Genomic DNA, 14,518 nt, shown 5'->3' on the forward strand with positions numbered 1-14,518 from the left:
CGCGCCGGTCAGTACTGCGGCGGGTAGCCGCCCTGCTGGTTCGGCGGGTACTGCGGCTGCTGGCCGGGGTAGCCCTGCTGGGGCGGATAACCGGGCTGCTGGGGCGGGTAGCCGGGCTGCTGGCCGGGGTAGCCCTGCTGCGGCGTGTAACCGGGCTGCGGCGGGGGATAGCCGGGCTGCTGCGGGTAACCCGGGTACTGCTGCGGCGGGTACTGCGGCTTCGGCTTCGCGGCCGCCTTGATCACGACGACGGCCACCGTCACGATGCCGGCCAGCACCAGCAGGCAGAGCAGCAGCACGATCAGGCTCACGGTCGGCTTTCCCCCTCGTCGAGCGCGGCGCGGGCGATGGCCAGCGCCTCGGCGTCGTCCAGGCCGAGCTTACGGGTGAGCTCCGCGTACCGGGCCGCGGCCTGCTGCGCCCGGCGGCGGCTCTGGTCACCCGACGCGGCGACGAAGCTGCCCGCCCGGCCGCGCGTCTCGATCAGGCCGGCTTCCTCGAGCTCGCGGTAGGCGCGGGCCACGGTGTTCGGGGCGATGCCGAGGTCGGCCGCGAGCTGCCGGACGGTGGGCAGCTTCGTGCCGACGGCCAGGCTCCGGTCGTTGATCCGCGTCGCGAGCCCGGACCGGACCTGCTCGAAGGGCGGCACCGGCGAGCTGCTGTCGAAGGGGACGGTCACCAGCTCTGCGGACCCGCTCCCGGACCGGGCAGCGGCTGCTGCGGATAGGGCGCGGTCGGCGAGTACTGCGGCGGCGCGGGCGGGTACCCGCCCTGCTGCTGCGGGAATCCAGGCTGCGGCGCCAAACCCGGTACGAACCCCGGTTGCGACGCCGAGAACCCGGCCGGGGAGGCTCCAGCCTGCGGGAAACCGGCCTGCGGCACCGGTTGCGACGGCGGGAACCCCGGCGCGAAGCCCGCCTGCGGCACCGGCTGCGAAGCCGGGAACCCGGCCGGCGACACCCCGCCCTGCGCCGCCCCACCCGCTGCAAACCCTTGCTGCGGCGGGAAGTTCTGCGCCGGGAAGTTCGCCTGCGGGAACTGCCCGCCGTTCTTCATCGCCTCTTCGCGGCGCATCTTCGACACGCGCACCGCCACCACGATCACGAACACGATGATCGCGAGCACGAGCAGCCCGACCACGATGTAGCCGAACACACCGTCGCCGCCGCCACCGCCGGAGTGGTAGTGCACCCGCTCCAGGAACTGCGTTGCCATCCGTTCCTCCCCTGTCCGCGGTCCAGGCTAGTGGCCGGCACCGACAGGAACGGCCGCTTTCACCAGATCGGCGAGATCTTCCGAACCCGCCGGGAGCGCGTCCACCGGCCACCACCGCAGGTCGTCGGACTCGCTGCTGCGCACCGGCGAAGCCCCCGGCGGCGCGAACACCGCGTACCGGACGTCGAAGTGGCGCGTCGGCACGCCGAGCGAGCACGTGATCGGGTGGACGTCCAGGTGCACCGGCGCGGCCCCGATCCGCAGCCCGGTCATCCCGGACTCCTCGGTGGCCTCGCGCAACGCCGCCTCGGCCACCGTCGTGTCCTCGGGCTCGCAGTGCCCGCCGAGCTGCAGCCACCGGCCGACCCGCGGGTGCAGCGTGAGCAGCACCTGCGTCGCCGTGTGGTCCAGCAGCACCGCCGACGCCGTCAGGTGCCCGGCCGCGCAGGACCGCTGACAGCTGTCCTCGCGCGCCGCGAGGAACCCGAGGAACGCCTGCCGTAAGGACTCCTGAGAAGCGAGCGAAGGCCGCCACGCGCTCAGCGTCGTGACGGCGTCGGCGTGCAAAGTCACAGCTCCAGCAGCCCTTCCCCCGGCGCGGCGGAGAGCCGCGACTCCGGCTCGGTGAGCGGGACGCCGATCGCGACCGAGCCCAGCGGCTGCCAGCGCTCGTCCAGGCCGAGGACGTCGCGGACGATGTCGGCGGCGAAGATCGTCGAGCCGATCCAGCACGAACCGAGGCCTTCGGCCGCCAGCGCGACCAGCAGGCCCTGCACCGCGGCCCCGCCGGCGACGGTGAACATCGTCTTCTCGCAGTCGTTGCGGCGCGCGTCGGGGTAGGTGTGCGCGCCGTCCGGCACCAGGAAGGGAATGACGATTTCCGGGGCCCGGTAAAGGATGTCCCCGCGGCTGAGCCGCTTCGCGACCTGCTCCGGGGTGAACTCGTCGCCGACGAGGTCGGCCTGCCACGACTCACGCATCGCGTCGAGCAGTTCCTTGCGCTTCGCGCCGTCGCGCAGCCAGACGAACCGCACCGGGTGCGTGTGGTGCGGCGCGGGCGCGGTCAGCGCCGAGCCGACGGCCCGCCGCATCGAGATGGGCGACACCGGGGCGTCGCTGAACTGCCGCACCGACCGCCGGACCGGCACGGCCTCCCGGCGGCCCTGTGCGATGGCTTCGTTGGCGCCCAGCCGGAAGAGGTCCTCTTCGAGCGGCCGGATCAGCGACCGAGCGTTCGAGCCGTCGTCCACGAGGTCCAAACCGCGGACGACCGCCACCGGCGTCCCGCCCAGCTTGCCCTTGACCAGGTCGGCGGCCGAGGCCAGCTCGTCGGCGACCGCGACCTCGGTGACGGCCAGCTCGTTGCCCTGCCCGTCGATCGTCCCGCGGTAGGCGTGCAGCACGCGCAGCCCGGACGCGCCGATCGCGTTGTCGGTCTGCCCGACCCGCCAGGCGCGACCCATGGTGTCGGTGATGACGACGGCGACCTCGACGCCGAGCCGGTCCCGCAGCCCGTTGCGCAGGGCCAGCGCCGAAGCGTCCGGGTCGGCCGGCAGCAGCGCGACCTCGTCACCGGCCACATTGGACGCGTCGATCCCGGACGCCGCCTGGACGATCCCCAGCCGGTTCTCGGTGATCACCGTGCGCGCGATCCGCGCGACGATCCGCACGGCCTCCTGCTTGACGAGGTCGCGGCGCGCGGCGTCCCGGGCCTCGGGATCGGTCGGCACGCGGACGAGCCTGCCCTCGGCCTTCGAGACGATCTTGCTGGTCACGACCACGACGTCCCCCGAGCGCAGCCACGGCGCGGCCGTGACGATCGCGCCGGTCAGGTCGTCGCCCGGGCGGAACTCGGGCAGCCCGGGGACGGGCAGGATCTCGAGCTTGGCGGAGGCGTGGTCAGTCAACAGGGGCTCCAGCGAGTTCCAGGGCGGCGCGGGCCATCGCCGCGGTCGCGTCCACATCGGACATCAGCAGCGGGACGTCGCGGACGGTCACGCCCGGCACGTCGGCCGTCTCGCCCTCGGCGATCAGCCAGCCGTCGAGGACGCCGTCGGCCTTGCGCGAGCCGTAGTGCCGGCCCACCGCCTCGGCCGACGTCTCGACGCCGATCGCGGTCAGGCACGCGTCGGCCATCCCGCGCAGCGCCTTGCCGCCGATGATCGGGGACACCCCGACGACGCCGGCCGACGTCTTGCGCAGCGCGTCCCGGACCCCGGGCACGCCCAGCACGGTGCCCACCGAGACGACAGGGTTCGACGGCGCGAACAGCACCGCGTCCGCGTCCTTGACGGCTTCGAGCACGCCGGGCGCGGCCTTGGCCTCGTCGTTGCCGACGGCGACGATCGAGTGCGCCTTCGGCTCGGCGCGGTAGCGCACCCACCACTCCTGGAAGTGGATGGCCTTCTGCTGGCCGTCCTGCTCCGGGTCGTCGATGACGACGTGCGTCTCGACGCGGTCGTCCGACATCGGCAGCAGCCGGACGCCGGGCTGCCAGCGGTCGCACAGGGCCTCGGTCACCGCGGACAGCGGATACCCCGCGCGCAGCATCCGGGAGCGGATCAGGTGGGTGGCGATGTCCTTGTCGCCGAGCCCGAACCAGTCCGGGTCGGCGCCGTAGGCCGCCAGCTCCTCCTTGACCACCCAGGTCTCGCCCGAGTGCCCCCAGCCGCGTTCCTTGTCGATCCCGCCACCCAGCGTGTACATGCAGGTGTCCAGGTCCGGGCAGATCCGCAGGCCGTGCATCCAGACGTCGTCGCCGGTGTTGACCAGCGCCGTCACCTCGTGCGGCGACTCGCTCGCCCCTTCCGGCGCCATGCCCAGCGCTGCCTTCAAACCCAGCAGGAAACGGGCCCCGCCCACTCCGCCGACCATCACCACGATCTTCACGACGTCGAATCCTCGCACGAGCCGGGTGTCGCCACCCAGTACCGGTACCTGTGGTGCGGGGCGTAGCCGAGCCCGGCGTAGAGCGCGAGCGCGCCCGAATTGGCCTCCGCGACCTGCAACACCGCGTGGTCGGCCCCGTGTTCCGCACCCCAGGTGTGCAGGGCGCCCATCAGCGCGGACGCGAGCCCGCGCCGGCGGAAGGCGGGCGCGACCTCCAGCCGCCCGACGTGCAGCCAGCCGTCGACCAGCGCGCCCCGGACGACGCCGGCGGTGGCGCCGTCGAGCGTCGCGACGCCGTACCCGACCTTCCCACCGGTCAGGACGCTCCGCGCGGCCGCGGAGTCGGCATCGGCCCCCAGCACGAGCGCCCACCACTCCGGCGTCGGCTCGTCCCGCACTTTCACGTGAAAGTGCCCACCTGGGGGCCGCACTTTCACGTGAAAGTGCGGCTTGTCGAGCGGGGCCGTCAGGACGACGACCTCGTGGCCGCGGGCGTGCCGCGTCGCCTGGAACCAGCCTTCGGCGACGATCGCGCGCTCGTTCGGGCTGTCGCGGATCACCTGCACCATCGGCGGGATCCCCCGATCGTGGGCGAAGTCACACACCGCGGCGAGCGCCGCCGGAATGGGCCGTCCGGGGTCGCCGACGGCGAGTGCGCTGTTCGCGCGGCCGGTGAACCCGTCCGCCCAGCGCAGCCGCCAGTCCCCCAAGGATTCCTCGACCAGGGGCGGCCATGCTCTGCTGCAGGCGATTTCGAGCGTTTCGGGTGCGTTCACGGCTAGATTGTGACTGAGGCGGCAAAAGTCGTGGAGCGGATTTCGGAGGAGGCGGGCCGTGGGCATCCAGCGCAAGGACGAGCGGCACAACGAGAAGCTCGTGGACGAGATCTCCGAGGGCTTCAACCGGGCCGTGGGGGAGCAGAAGGCCGAAGAAGACGCCCCCAAGCCGCGCTTCGTCATCACCGGTGACGCCCGGGCCACGCCGCCCCCGCGCCGCCGGGAGCGGTGAACACACGCCGTACCCCGGGTATGGCTAAGGGTTGCCTCACCAACCGATCGGGTGCCGCTGCCGCGTAATGTCGGCACGGACTGGCTGTTTGCAGAGAAAAGCAGGAGTACGCAGTGACCTACGTGATCGCCGAGCCCTGCGTCGACGTGCTCGACAAGGCGTGTATCGACGAGTGCCCCGTGGACTGCATCTACGAGGGCGAGCGGATGCTGTACATCCACCCGGACGAGTGCGTCGACTGCGGCGCCTGCGAACCGGTCTGCCCGGTCGAGGCGATCTACTACGAGGACGACGTCCCGGACAACTGGTCGGACTACACCAAGGCCAACGTCGACTTCTTCGACGAGCTGGGCTCGCCCGGCGGCGCCTCCAAGGTGGGCAAGACCGCGCACGACCCGGGCTTCATCAAGGCGCTGCCCCCGCAGGGCGAATGAGCCGGGTCGCGCTGCCCGACTTCCCCTGGGATTCGCTCGCCGAGGTCAAGGCCACGGCGCAGGCGCATCCCGGCGGGGTGGTCGACCTCTCGATCGGCACGCCGGTCGACCCGGTCCCGGCCGGGATCCGCGACGCCCTGGCGTCGGTGTCGGACATCCCGGGCTACCCGACTACGCACGGCATCCCGGCCCTGCGCGCGGCGGCCATCGCCGCCCTCGGCCGGCGCCACGGGGTCACCGGCCTCGAGGCGGACGCCGTGCTCCCGACGATCGGGTCGAAGGAGGCCGTGGCCTGGCTGCCGCGGCTGCTCGGCTTCGGCGAGGGTGACCTCGTCGTCATCCCGGAGCTGGCGTACCCGACGTACGAGGTCGGGGCACTGCTGGCCGGCGCGTCGATCCTGCGCTCCGACGGCCTGACCGCGCTCGGTCCGCAGAAGCCGGCGATGATCTGGCTGAACTCGCCGTCCAACCCGACCGGCAAGGTGCTGCCCGTCGAGCACCTGCGCAAGGTCGTCGAGTGGGCCCGCGAGCGCGACGTCGTCGTGGTCTCCGACGAGTGCTACCTCGCGCTCGGCTGGGAGACCGAACCGCTGTCGGTGCTGCACCCGGACGTCTGCGGCGGCCGCACGGACGGCCTGATCGCCGTCCACTCGCTGTCCAAGTCGGCGAACCTGGCCAGCTACCGCGCCGGGTTCCTGACCGGCGACCCGAAGCTGGTCGCGCAGCTGCTGGAGATCCGCAAGCACGCGGGCATGATCGTGCCGCGCCCGGTCCAGGAGGCGATGGTCGCCGCCCTGACCGACGACGAGGCGTTGACGGCCCAGCGCGAGCGGTACGACCGGCGTCGGCTGGCGCTGCGGAAGGCGTTGCAAGACAACGGGTTCCGCATCGACCACTCGGAGGCGGGACTCTACCTGTGGGCCACCCGCGACGAGGCCTCTTCGGTGACCCTCGAGTGGCTGGCCGAGCGGGGCATCCTGGTCGCGCCGGGCACGTTCTACGGCCCGAAGGGCGGCAAGCACGTCCGGGTCGCGTTGACCGCGACGGACGAGCGGGTCGACGCCGCCGTTGAGCGGCTCAGCGCCTAGTAGTCCCGGCCCGTGAAGCCCCGGTAGACGAACCGGGTGAGCGCCTCGACCGCCTCTTCGTCGGTCGGGGGTGTCCACCCGGCAGGCAGCGGGTCGAGCAGCCACATCTGCGCGAAGCTGTCCACCAGCTGGTACATCATCGCGATCGACAGCTCCGTGCTCGCCGGCAGGCGCATCCCGGCCGCCGTCACGTGCGCGAGGTGGCCGTTGAGGTCCGCCCCCTGGGACGCGCCGAAGCTCGCCAACGTCCGGGCGAAGGCGTCGTTCACCATCGACGCCTGGCGCAGCGCCTGCATCGTCGACGCGTGCTCCTTGTAGAAGTCCCAGTACTGGGCGACGTGCCAGCGCACCGCCGCCGGGTCGCTGAAGTCGGACAGGTGCCCCTCGGTCAGCGCGCTCTCGTCGCCTGACGCCGCGAGGTCGGCCAAGAGCGACTCGAGCAGCTCCTCCTTGCCCGCGAAGTGGTTGTAGAACGACCCCGCGGCCCGGCCGGCTTCCGCCGTGATGTCCGTGATCTTGGTGTTCAGGTAGCCCTTGCGCGCGAAGACGCGCTTGGCCGCGGCCTTGAGCGCGGCCTCGGTCTCCGCGGCCTTCTCCTTGCGGTTCACCGCCACCTCCTTGACGCCGGACGCTAGCAGTGCCATTCTGAATCCAGATTCACTGAATTTTAATTCACTGGGAGGACGAGATGGACACACGGGTGCTGATCGCGGGGGCGGGGCCGACCGGGCTGACGCTGGCCATCGAGCTGGCGCGGCGCGACGTCGCCGTGCGGCTCATCGACAAGGCCGAGGAGTTCTTCGTGGGCTCGCGCGGCGACGGGCTCCAGCCGCGGACGCTCGAGATCTTCGAGGACCTCGGCGTGCTGGACGCGGTGCTGGCGCAGGGGGCCGCGCCGGTCCCGATGCGGATCCACGTCGGCGGCGAGGTCGTCGGCGAGCGGCTGATGTTCGACCCGGTCGAGCCGACGCCGGACAAGCCGTACCCGACGGGCTGGTTCCTGGGCCAGTCGCAGACCGAGGGCATCCTGCGCGACCGGCTGGCGGAGTTCGGCGTGCACGTCGAGCTGAACACCGCGCTGACCGGCTTCGAGCAGGACGAAGACGGCGTCACGGCCACGTTGAGCACGGGCGAGACCGTCCGCGCCGGGTACCTGGTCGGGGCCGACGGCGGCAAGAGCTTCGTCCGCAAGGCGCTGGGGATCGCCTTCGAGGGCACCACCGACGAGTCGATCCGGATGCTGCTCGGCGACGTCCACGCCGAAGGCCTCGACCGCGGCTTCGGGCACTGGTTCGGCGCGTCGGACGACCCGATGCGCGGCATGATGTTCAGCCCGCTGCCGGGCACGCCGTGGTTCCAGTTCGGCTCGCCGCTCGGGGACGGCGAGCTGGAGGCGGAGACCGCGCTGCCCGCCATCCAGGCGCGGCTCGACGCGCTGAGCGGCGGCACCGTGAAGCTGTCCGACCTGGCCTGGTCGACGGTGTGGCGGCCGAACGTCCGGCTCGCGGAACGCTTCCGCGACGGCCGGGTCTTCCTGGCCGGCGACGCGGCGCACGTCCACCCGCCGACCGGCGGCCAAGGCCTGAACACCGGCGTCGGGGACGGGTACAACCTGGGCTGGAAGCTCGCGGACGGTTCACCCGAGCTGATCGACAGCTATGAGGCCGAGCGCCGGACGAACGCGGCGCGGGTGCTCGGGATCTCGACCGGGCTGATGCAGAAGTACGTCGACGGCGACGAGGACGCGCACAAGCGTGGCGAGGACACCCAGCAGCTGGACATCAGCTACCGCGGCGGCCCGCTGTCCCCCTTGTCGACCGGGGCGCTCCAGCCGGGCGACCGGGCGCCGGACGCGCCGCTGACCGACGCCAACGGCAAGCGCGTCCGGCTGTTCGAGCTGTTCCGCGGCCCGCACGCGACGTCGCTGACCTTCGGCGACGGTCCGTCGGAGGGGTACCGGATCCTCCCGGCGGGGAGCGTCGCGACAGGCTCGGACCTGGTCGACGACGGCGGCCACGCATACACGGCCTACGAAGCAGAGGGCGGCCGGACGGTGCTCATCCGCCCCGACGGCTATGTGTGGTCCATGTAAAGAGTTCGCACTTTCCTAGCGAAAGCTCCGTCCCCCGGGGGGTGAGAGCGCAACTTTCGTGACGAAAGTGCGGGCTCAGGCGTGGAGGGCCTGGGCGGCGGCGTCGACCGCGGCCCAAGAGTCGTGCCAGACCGCGCGAGCCTCGGCGCGGCGGGCCAGCTCACGCTCGGCGATCCGGCCGGCGACGAAGCCGACCTCGCCGTCCGCGGTGTCGAGCACCGTGCGCATCCGCTCGGCGGCGATCACCGCGTCCTGGTGGTCGCCGAGCACCGTCTGGAAGTCCCGGGTCGCCTTGATCAGCTTCTTGATGCGCTTGGCCCGCTTCTTCTTCGCCGACGTCTGCGCGAGCTCGGCGGCGTAGCGGAGCTTCTTGCCGTGGATGCGCAGGGCGTGCAGGTCGTCGTCCGGCGGGTCGGCGGGCAGCGCGCGCACGGCCTTCGCGAGCTTGCGGTGCGGCTTCGCCAGCCCGGCGACCAGGTCGTGCCGCTCTTCCGCGGCGGCCGCCACCACCGAACGGTCCCGGGTCAGCAGGCTGACCTCGCGCAGCAGCGTCGAATAGCGGGCACTGGACAGGGCCCGCGTCAGCCGCCGTTTCGCCGCGGTGCGCTCGGTGACGAACCGGGACACGAGCCGGTGCCCGGCGGCCTGGTCACGGACCTCGAAGCCGGCGACGACCTCACGCAGGTGGCCGATGAGGACGTCGTAGTCGCGGACCTCGCCGAGCGACTGGCCGAGCCAGCCCAGCTCCGCGCGCACCGGCTCGGCGCCGTCGCCGACCAGCGGGCCGGACAGCTTGAGCACGCTGCGCATCCGTCGCAGGGCGACGCGCATCTGGTGCAGGTCCTCGGGGTCCGCACCCGAGCGGGTGCCGGGCTCGTAGGCGAGCAGGGCGCGGATCTCCCGGTCGAGCTTGGCCCGCACGTGGTGCGCCGCCGGATCGGCCGGGCTCGCCACGACGGGGAGCTCCGGCAGGCCCAGCTCGACCGGCAAACGAGGCAACGATTCGGTGGTCACCTCATGAATAGTAGGTGAACTACCGGGCGGTACCTCCCACGATCACTCAGTCGTTGGCGTGCAGCATCGCGTTCAGCTCGACGCCGCTGCCGGTCCGCGGCACGACCTCGACCGCGCCGGTGCCCGAGTTGCGCCGGAAGACCGCGCCGGAGATGCCGTTGAGCTCGCGGGCCTTGACGACCTTGCCGTCGACGACCACCTTCGTGCCCGCCGTGACATACAGGCCGGCCTCGACGACGGTGTCGTCGCCCAGCGAGATCCCGACGCCGCCGTTCGCGCCGATCAGGCAGCGCTCACCCAGCGAGATCGTCTCCTTGCCGCCGCCCGAGAGCGTGCCCATGATCGACGCGCCGCCGCCGACGTCGGAGCCGTCGCCGACCACGACACCCGCCGAGATCCGGCCCTCGACCATCGACGCGCCGAGCGTGCCGGCGTTGAAGTTGACGAAGCCCTCGTGCATCACGGTGGTGCCGCTGGCCAGGTGCGCGCCGAGCCGGACGCGGTCCGCGTCACCGATCCGGACGCCGGCGGGCAGCACGTAGTCGACCATCCGCGGGAACTTGTCGACGCTGTAGACGGTCACCGCGCCGCGCGCCCGCAGCCGCAGCCGGGTCGCTTCGAAGCCTTCGGCCGGGCACGGGCCGTGGTTGGTCCACACGACGTTGGCCAGCAGGCCGAACATGCCGTCGAGGCTCTGGCCGTGCGGGCGGACCAGCCGGTGCGAGAGCAGGTGCAGCCGCAGGTACATGTCGTGCGTGTCGGTCGGCGCGTCGGCGAGCTTGCCGATCGTGGTGCGGACGGCGACGACCTCGACCCCGCGGTCGGTGTCCGGGCCGAGCAGGCCCGCGGCGGCTTCGCCGAGCACCTCCTCGGCCTCGTCCGCGCTCAGGCGCTGCGTGCCGGCGGTGCCGCCTTCGGTCAGCTTCGGGTGCGGGTACCAGGTGTCGAGGACCGTCCCGTCGGTCGCGACGGTGGCCAGCCCGACGCCGCTGGCGCCGGTCGTTTCGGGGTTCGGGCTCTGCTCGCTCACGGCCCTCACCGTAGTCGAGCGGGGCCGGTCAGCCCGTTGTGGGCCGGGCGTCCACCTGCTTCTTCAGCCCCGAAAGGGCGGCGGCGATGTCGACCAGCGCCTGGGTGCACGGCCCGCCCGCGTCCGGCACGGTCGTGCAGCCCGAGCTGCGGAACGCCTTGACGGCCGTGTCCAGCTTGTCGGCTTCGGCGACCAGCTGCGGATCGCGGTCGTTCGCGCGCTTGCGGGCCGAGCCCGGGACGTTGCCGATCTCCGTGACGTACTTCTCACAGCCCTTCGGCAGCTGCGTGCGCGGGCTGGCGAAGCACTGGTCGACGGTCAGCGCGTCCAGCTTCGTGGGGAGCGCGTCGGGGCCCGGCTCGCCGCCCTGCTTCGGGGTCGGGCCGGCTTCGTTGCCGCAGCCGGACAGGACCAGGACCAGCAACGCGCCGCCGACGGCGACCGGGAACCTACGCACAAGCCCACGGTAGCCCTGCCGGTAGCGTGCCGGGCATGAGCCTCGACCTGCACGCGGACCCCGTCGACCTCACCGCTGCCCTCGTGGACGTCTTCAGCGTCTCGGGCAGCGAGGCCGAGCTCGCGACGCTCGTGCAGGAAGCGCTCGAGAAGCAGGCGCCGCACCTGGAGGTCGTCCGCAACGGTGACGCCGTCCTCGCGCGGACGAACCTGGGCCGCGCGTCGCGGGTCGTGCTCGCCGGGCACCTGGACACGGTGCCGGAGAACGGCAACCTGCCGTCACGGCGCGAAGGGGACGTGCTCCACGGCCTGGGCACGGTCGACATGAAGGGCGGCGACGCGGTCTTCCTGCACCTCGCGGCGACGCTGCCTTCGCCCAAGCACGACATCACGTTCGTGTTCTACGACAACGAAGAGGTCGAAGCGGTCAAGAACGGCCTCGGCCGCATCGAGCGCGAGCTGCCGGAGTGGCTGGCCGGCGACCTGGCGATCGTCGGCGAGCCGTCGAACGCCGTGATCGAGGCCGGCTGCCAGGGCACGATGCGCGTCGAGCTGCGGCTGGCCGGCAAGCGCGCGCACACGGCGCGGGCGTGGATGGGGGAGAACGCGATCCACGCGCTGGCCGAGCCCCTGCGCCGGCTGGCGGAGTACACATCGAGGGTCGTCGACATCGACGGGCTGACCTACCGCGAGGGCCTCCAGGCGACGTCGATCGGCGGTGGGGTGGCTGGCAACGTCGTCCCGGACGCGGCGGTCCTGACGGTGAACCACCGGTTCGCCCCGGACCGTTCGCCGGAGGCGGCGGAACGGCACCTGCGTGAGGTGTTCGAGGGGTACGAACTGTCCGTTGTGGACCTTTCCCCGGGCGCGCTGCCCGGCTTGTCCGCCCCGGCGGCGGCCGAGCTGGTGGCGGCAGCGGGCGGTCGCGCGGCGGCCAAGCTGGGCTGGACGGACGTGGCGCGCTTCGCGGCACTGGGGATGCCGGCGGTGAACTTCGGCCCGGGCGACCCGACCCTGGCCCACACCCAGCAGGAGAACGTCCGGACGGCGGAGATCGGGCAGGTCGCCGAGGTGCTCCGCAAGTTCCTGAGCTGAGTGGCGGTCGTCACACCCGGACCCGCTGAGCTGCGGTGACGCTCCGGCACCGGACGTCACCGCAACTTTTCCGGGCCGCTGTCCGTATCTCCCGGTGAGGGGTGCAGCCGGGAGGGACCATGCCCAAAACCGCGAGACGGGCCGCGGCCGTTGCCGCGCTCGCCGTGGCGGTGATCGGGGCTGTGACGGCCTGTGAGCAGCAGCCCGTCGCCGCGCCCGCGGCCGGGCCCGTTGTCATGGCCATCGGGGAGGCCACCTCCGTGCCGCCGCCGCCCGATGCGCGTGAGCCCGTGACGCAGGCCGCGCCGGTCGAGGTCGCCATCACCTTTCCGCGGACCGGGTCCGGCCAGTGGATGTTCACCCCCGGCAGCGACCAGGTCGCCGGCACCCGCGGCCGGCTCATGCGGTACCGGATCGCGCTCGAAACCGACATCAACGGCGTCGGGCCGGCCGAGTTCGCGAAGGACATCCGCGGCATCCTCGGCGACCCGCGCGGCTGGACCGGCGGCGGTGAGTGGCGGCTGCAGCAGGTCGGCCCCGACGACAGCGCCGACTTCACCCTCTACCTCGCGACCCCCGCCAGCCGCGACAAGCTGTGCGGCGGCACCCCGGACGGCTACACCTCCTGCCGCAACGGCAGCAACGTCGTGCTCAACATCGCCCGCTGGGCCAACGCCGTCCCGAACTACGGCGCGCCGCTCGCGCAGTACCGCCAGTACATGGTCACGCACGAGACGGGGCACCGGCTCGGCCACGGCCACGAGCTGTGCCCGGGCGCGGGCCGGCCGGCGCCGGTGATGGAGCAGCAGACGCTCGGGCTGCACGGCTGCGTCCCGAACCCCTGGCCGTTCCCGGACGGGCGCGAGTACGCCGGCCCGTCCGGGGAGTACAACGACCCGATCCCGGCGGGCGACTCCTAACGGCCCTGCAGGGACTTGACGTTGTTGCCGAAGGTCCAGCCCTTCGAGCCGTCCCAGTTGATCGACCAGTCCATCAGGCCCTTGAGCCCCGGAACCGACCGCCACGCCTGGGAAACCAGGCTCGTCGACATGTACCCGCCGCCCGCGCCGGGCTGCGCGGGCAGACCCGGGACCTGCTTGTCGTACGGAACGCGGATCGTCGTGCCCTGGATGACCAGGCCCTGGTTCAGGCACTGCGTCTGCACGGTGAAGCCCTGAACGGTCCCGGCCTGGTACGAGTCGCCGGAGCAGCCGTACATGGACCCGTTGTAGTACTGCATGTTCAGCCACCACAGCCGGCCGTTGTCGGCGTACTTCTTGATGATCGGCAGGTAGGCGCCCCAGATCGAGCCGTACGTGATGCTGCCGCCGGTCACGTAAGCGGTTTCCGGCGCCATCGTGAGCCCGAAGTTCGACGGCATCTGCGCGAGCACGCCGTCGATGATCCGGATCAGGTTGGACTGCGACGCCGAGAGCGTCTTGATGTTCCCGCTGCCGGTGAGGCCGGTCTCGATGTCGATGTCGATCCCGTCGAAGTTGTACTGCTTCAGCAGAGGCACGATCGTCGCGACGAACTTGTCGGCCACGGCGCTGGAGGACAGGTCTATCCCGGCGGCCGCGCCGCCGATCGACATCAAGAGCGTCGCGCCTGCCGCCTTCGCAGCGCACATCTCGGCGGGCGTCGACACCTTGACGCCGGCGTCCATCCCGTTCTCCCACAACACGGTCCCGTCGGACCGGATCACCGGGAAGGCGGCGTTGATGACGTTGTAGCCGTGCTGGGCCATGCGAGCGTCGGTGATGGGCACCCAGCCCATGCCGGGGTGGACGCCGTTCGCGGCGCCGTCCCAGTTCTCCCAGTAGCCCTGGAGGACCTTGCCCGTGGGCCGCGACTTCACCGCGCACGTGTCGGCCTGCACCGCCCCCTGCGCGGGGGCCGACACGAGCAGCGGGACGGCCAAAGCCGCTGCCAGAAGGGTTCCGAACAAGCGGGTTCTGCGACCGGACATACCGATTCCCATCGTCGTTGAGGGCGAACGCGGCGTGTCCGATCAACTTAAGTGGCGCCGGACTCGTTGCCTACCTACGAACGGGTGGTCTAGACAACCGGCACTTTCACGTGAAAGTGCCCACCTGGGGGGGGGAGGTTTTCATGGAAGGGGCCGCCCTTTGGTAGACAGGCCCGCTTACCAAAGAAAAGGGACAAAATTCGGCATAGGCGAACGCACCCCCCCACC

Annotated in this window: 18 protein-coding genes; 6 read left to right on the forward strand and 12 right to left on the reverse strand. The window is 71.9% G+C overall.

All coding sequences use genetic code 11. The annotated features are described in order from the left end of the window. Window positions 1-8: 8 nt before the first annotated feature. From ACZ61C_RS21470 to ACZ61C_RS21500, 7 genes are read right to left on the reverse strand one after another with little or no spacing between them, the layout of a single operon-like run. Window positions 9-311 carry a hypothetical protein gene (locus ACZ61C_RS21470; protein WP_465309263.1) on the reverse strand — a complete coding sequence of 101 codons (303 nt, stop codon included), beginning with the start codon at window positions 309-311 and terminating at the stop codon, window positions 9-11. Then, window positions 308-679 carry a GntR family transcriptional regulator gene (locus ACZ61C_RS21475; RefSeq protein WP_465309265.1) on the reverse strand — a complete coding sequence of 124 codons (372 nt, stop codon included), beginning with the start codon at window positions 677-679 and terminating at the stop codon, window positions 308-310. Before ACZ61C_RS21475 ends, ACZ61C_RS21470 begins: the two co-directional genes overlap by 4 nt. Next, window positions 676-1,215: a hypothetical protein gene (locus tag ACZ61C_RS21480; RefSeq protein WP_465309267.1), complete on the reverse strand. Its 540-nt coding sequence runs from the start codon at window positions 1,213-1,215 to the stop codon at window positions 676-678. The genes ACZ61C_RS21475 and ACZ61C_RS21480 overlap by 4 nt, the downstream gene beginning before the upstream one ends. 27 nt (window positions 1,216-1,242) lie before the next feature. Then, complete coding sequence (locus ACZ61C_RS21485) at window positions 1,243-1,788, reverse strand: NUDIX hydrolase (protein ID WP_465309269.1); 546 nt, start codon at window positions 1,786-1,788, stop codon at window positions 1,243-1,245. Then, a complete protein-coding gene (locus tag ACZ61C_RS21490; protein WP_465309271.1) occupies window positions 1,785-3,179 on the reverse strand; it encodes a coenzyme F420-0:L-glutamate ligase in 1,395 nt (464 codons plus the stop codon). Before ACZ61C_RS21490 ends, ACZ61C_RS21485 begins: the two co-directional genes overlap by 4 nt. Further along, complete coding sequence (cofD, locus tag ACZ61C_RS21495) at window positions 3,115-4,104, reverse strand: 2-phospho-L-lactate transferase (protein WP_465309273.1); 990 nt, start codon at window positions 4,102-4,104, stop codon at window positions 3,115-3,117. The genes ACZ61C_RS21490 and cofD overlap by 65 nt, the downstream gene beginning before the upstream one ends. Then, on the reverse strand, window positions 4,101-4,880 hold the full coding sequence (locus tag ACZ61C_RS21500) for a GNAT family N-acetyltransferase (protein WP_465309275.1): 780 nt from the start codon (window positions 4,878-4,880) through the stop codon (window positions 4,101-4,103). The genes cofD and ACZ61C_RS21500 overlap by 4 nt, the downstream gene beginning before the upstream one ends. A gap of 58 nt (window positions 4,881-4,938) precedes the next feature. Between ACZ61C_RS21500 and ACZ61C_RS21505 the strand changes: the two genes are divergently transcribed. From ACZ61C_RS21505 to dapC, 3 genes are all read left to right on the forward strand, one after another. Continuing rightward, window positions 4,939-5,112, forward strand: a complete 174-nt coding sequence (locus tag ACZ61C_RS21505) for a hypothetical protein (protein WP_465309277.1) — start codon at window positions 4,939-4,941, stop codon at window positions 5,110-5,112. A 113-nt stretch (window positions 5,113-5,225) separates the two neighbouring features. Beyond that, the gene (fdxA, locus tag ACZ61C_RS21510; RefSeq protein ID WP_086680320.1) at window positions 5,226-5,546 is read left to right on the forward strand and encodes a ferredoxin; all 321 of its coding nucleotides are present in this window, start codon (window positions 5,226-5,228) and stop codon (window positions 5,544-5,546) included. Further along, complete coding sequence (dapC, locus tag ACZ61C_RS21515) at window positions 5,543-6,634, forward strand: succinyldiaminopimelate transaminase (RefSeq protein WP_465309279.1); 1,092 nt, start codon at window positions 5,543-5,545, stop codon at window positions 6,632-6,634. Before fdxA ends, dapC begins: the two co-directional genes overlap by 4 nt. Here dapC and ACZ61C_RS21520 read toward each other — a convergent pair. Beyond that, window positions 6,631-7,278 carry a TetR/AcrR family transcriptional regulator gene (locus tag ACZ61C_RS21520; protein ID WP_465309281.1) on the reverse strand — a complete coding sequence of 216 codons (648 nt, stop codon included), beginning with the start codon at window positions 7,276-7,278 and terminating at the stop codon, window positions 6,631-6,633. The genes dapC and ACZ61C_RS21520 overlap by 4 nt on opposite strands. 44 nt (window positions 7,279-7,322) lie before the next feature. On the opposite strand from ACZ61C_RS21520, the gene ACZ61C_RS21525 reads away from it, so the two are divergent. Beyond that, window positions 7,323-8,726 carry an FAD-dependent monooxygenase gene (locus ACZ61C_RS21525; RefSeq protein WP_465309283.1) on the forward strand — a complete coding sequence of 468 codons (1,404 nt, stop codon included), beginning with the start codon at window positions 7,323-7,325 and terminating at the stop codon, window positions 8,724-8,726. A gap of 75 nt (window positions 8,727-8,801) precedes the next feature. On the opposite strand, the gene ACZ61C_RS21530 is transcribed toward ACZ61C_RS21525, so the two are convergent. From ACZ61C_RS21530 to ACZ61C_RS21540, 3 genes are read right to left on the reverse strand one after another with little or no spacing between them, the layout of a single operon-like run. Next, window positions 8,802-9,740 carry a CHAD domain-containing protein gene (locus ACZ61C_RS21530; protein ID WP_465309285.1) on the reverse strand — a complete coding sequence of 313 codons (939 nt, stop codon included), beginning with the start codon at window positions 9,738-9,740 and terminating at the stop codon, window positions 8,802-8,804. A 46-nt stretch (window positions 9,741-9,786) separates the two neighbouring features. Further along, on the reverse strand, window positions 9,787-10,770 hold the full coding sequence (gene dapD, locus ACZ61C_RS21535) for a 2,3,4,5-tetrahydropyridine-2,6-dicarboxylate N-succinyltransferase (RefSeq protein WP_465309287.1): 984 nt from the start codon (window positions 10,768-10,770) through the stop codon (window positions 9,787-9,789). Between the two features lie 28 nt (window positions 10,771-10,798). Beyond that, a complete protein-coding gene (locus ACZ61C_RS21540) occupies window positions 10,799-11,227 on the reverse strand; it encodes a hypothetical protein (RefSeq protein ID WP_465309289.1) in 429 nt (142 codons plus the stop codon). 35 nt (window positions 11,228-11,262) lie between these two features. Between ACZ61C_RS21540 and dapE the strand changes: the two genes are divergently transcribed. Then, window positions 11,263-12,321 carry a succinyl-diaminopimelate desuccinylase gene (dapE, locus tag ACZ61C_RS21545; RefSeq protein WP_465309291.1) on the forward strand — a complete coding sequence of 353 codons (1,059 nt, stop codon included), beginning with the start codon at window positions 11,263-11,265 and terminating at the stop codon, window positions 12,319-12,321. A 119-nt stretch (window positions 12,322-12,440) separates the two neighbouring features. Further along, window positions 12,441-13,241 carry a DUF3152 domain-containing protein gene (locus tag ACZ61C_RS21550; RefSeq protein ID WP_465309293.1) on the forward strand — a complete coding sequence of 267 codons (801 nt, stop codon included), beginning with the start codon at window positions 12,441-12,443 and terminating at the stop codon, window positions 13,239-13,241. Here the strand turns inward: ACZ61C_RS21550 and ACZ61C_RS21555 are convergent. Beyond that, a complete protein-coding gene (locus ACZ61C_RS21555) occupies window positions 13,238-14,290 on the reverse strand; it encodes a chitinase (protein ID WP_465309295.1) in 1,053 nt (350 codons plus the stop codon). The two genes, ACZ61C_RS21550 and ACZ61C_RS21555, sit on opposite strands and share 4 nt — an antisense overlap. Between the last annotated feature and the right edge of the window lie 228 nt (window positions 14,291-14,518).

The organism is Amycolatopsis sp. NPDC104587, assembly GCF_055583645.1.

Bases quoted from the DNA above. Each gene is read 5' to 3' on its own strand.
- dapC (WP_465309279.1), top strand. From the start codon at position 5,543: ATGAGCCGGGTCGCGCTGCCCGACTTCCCCTGGGATTCGCTCGCCGAG.
- ACZ61C_RS21555 (WP_465309295.1), bottom strand. From the start codon at position 14,290: ATGTCCGGTCGCAGAACCCGCTTGTTCGGAACCCTTCTGGCAGCGGCT.
- ACZ61C_RS21550 (WP_465309293.1), top strand. From the start codon at position 12,441: ATGCCCAAAACCGCGAGACGGGCCGCGGCCGTTGCCGCGCTCGCCGTG.
- ACZ61C_RS21480 (WP_465309267.1), bottom strand. From the start codon at position 1,215: ATGGCAACGCAGTTCCTGGAGCGGGTGCACTACCACTCCGGCGGTGGC.
- dapE (WP_465309291.1), top strand. From the start codon at position 11,263: ATGAGCCTCGACCTGCACGCGGACCCCGTCGACCTCACCGCTGCCCTC.
- ACZ61C_RS21490 (WP_465309271.1), bottom strand. From the start codon at position 3,179: ATGTGGACGCGACCGCGGCGATGGCCCGCGCCGCCCTGGAACTCGCTG.
- ACZ61C_RS21525 (WP_465309283.1), top strand. From the start codon at position 7,323: ATGGACACACGGGTGCTGATCGCGGGGGCGGGGCCGACCGGGCTGACG.
- ACZ61C_RS21520 (WP_465309281.1), bottom strand. From the start codon at position 7,278: ATGGCACTGCTAGCGTCCGGCGTCAAGGAGGTGGCGGTGAACCGCAAG.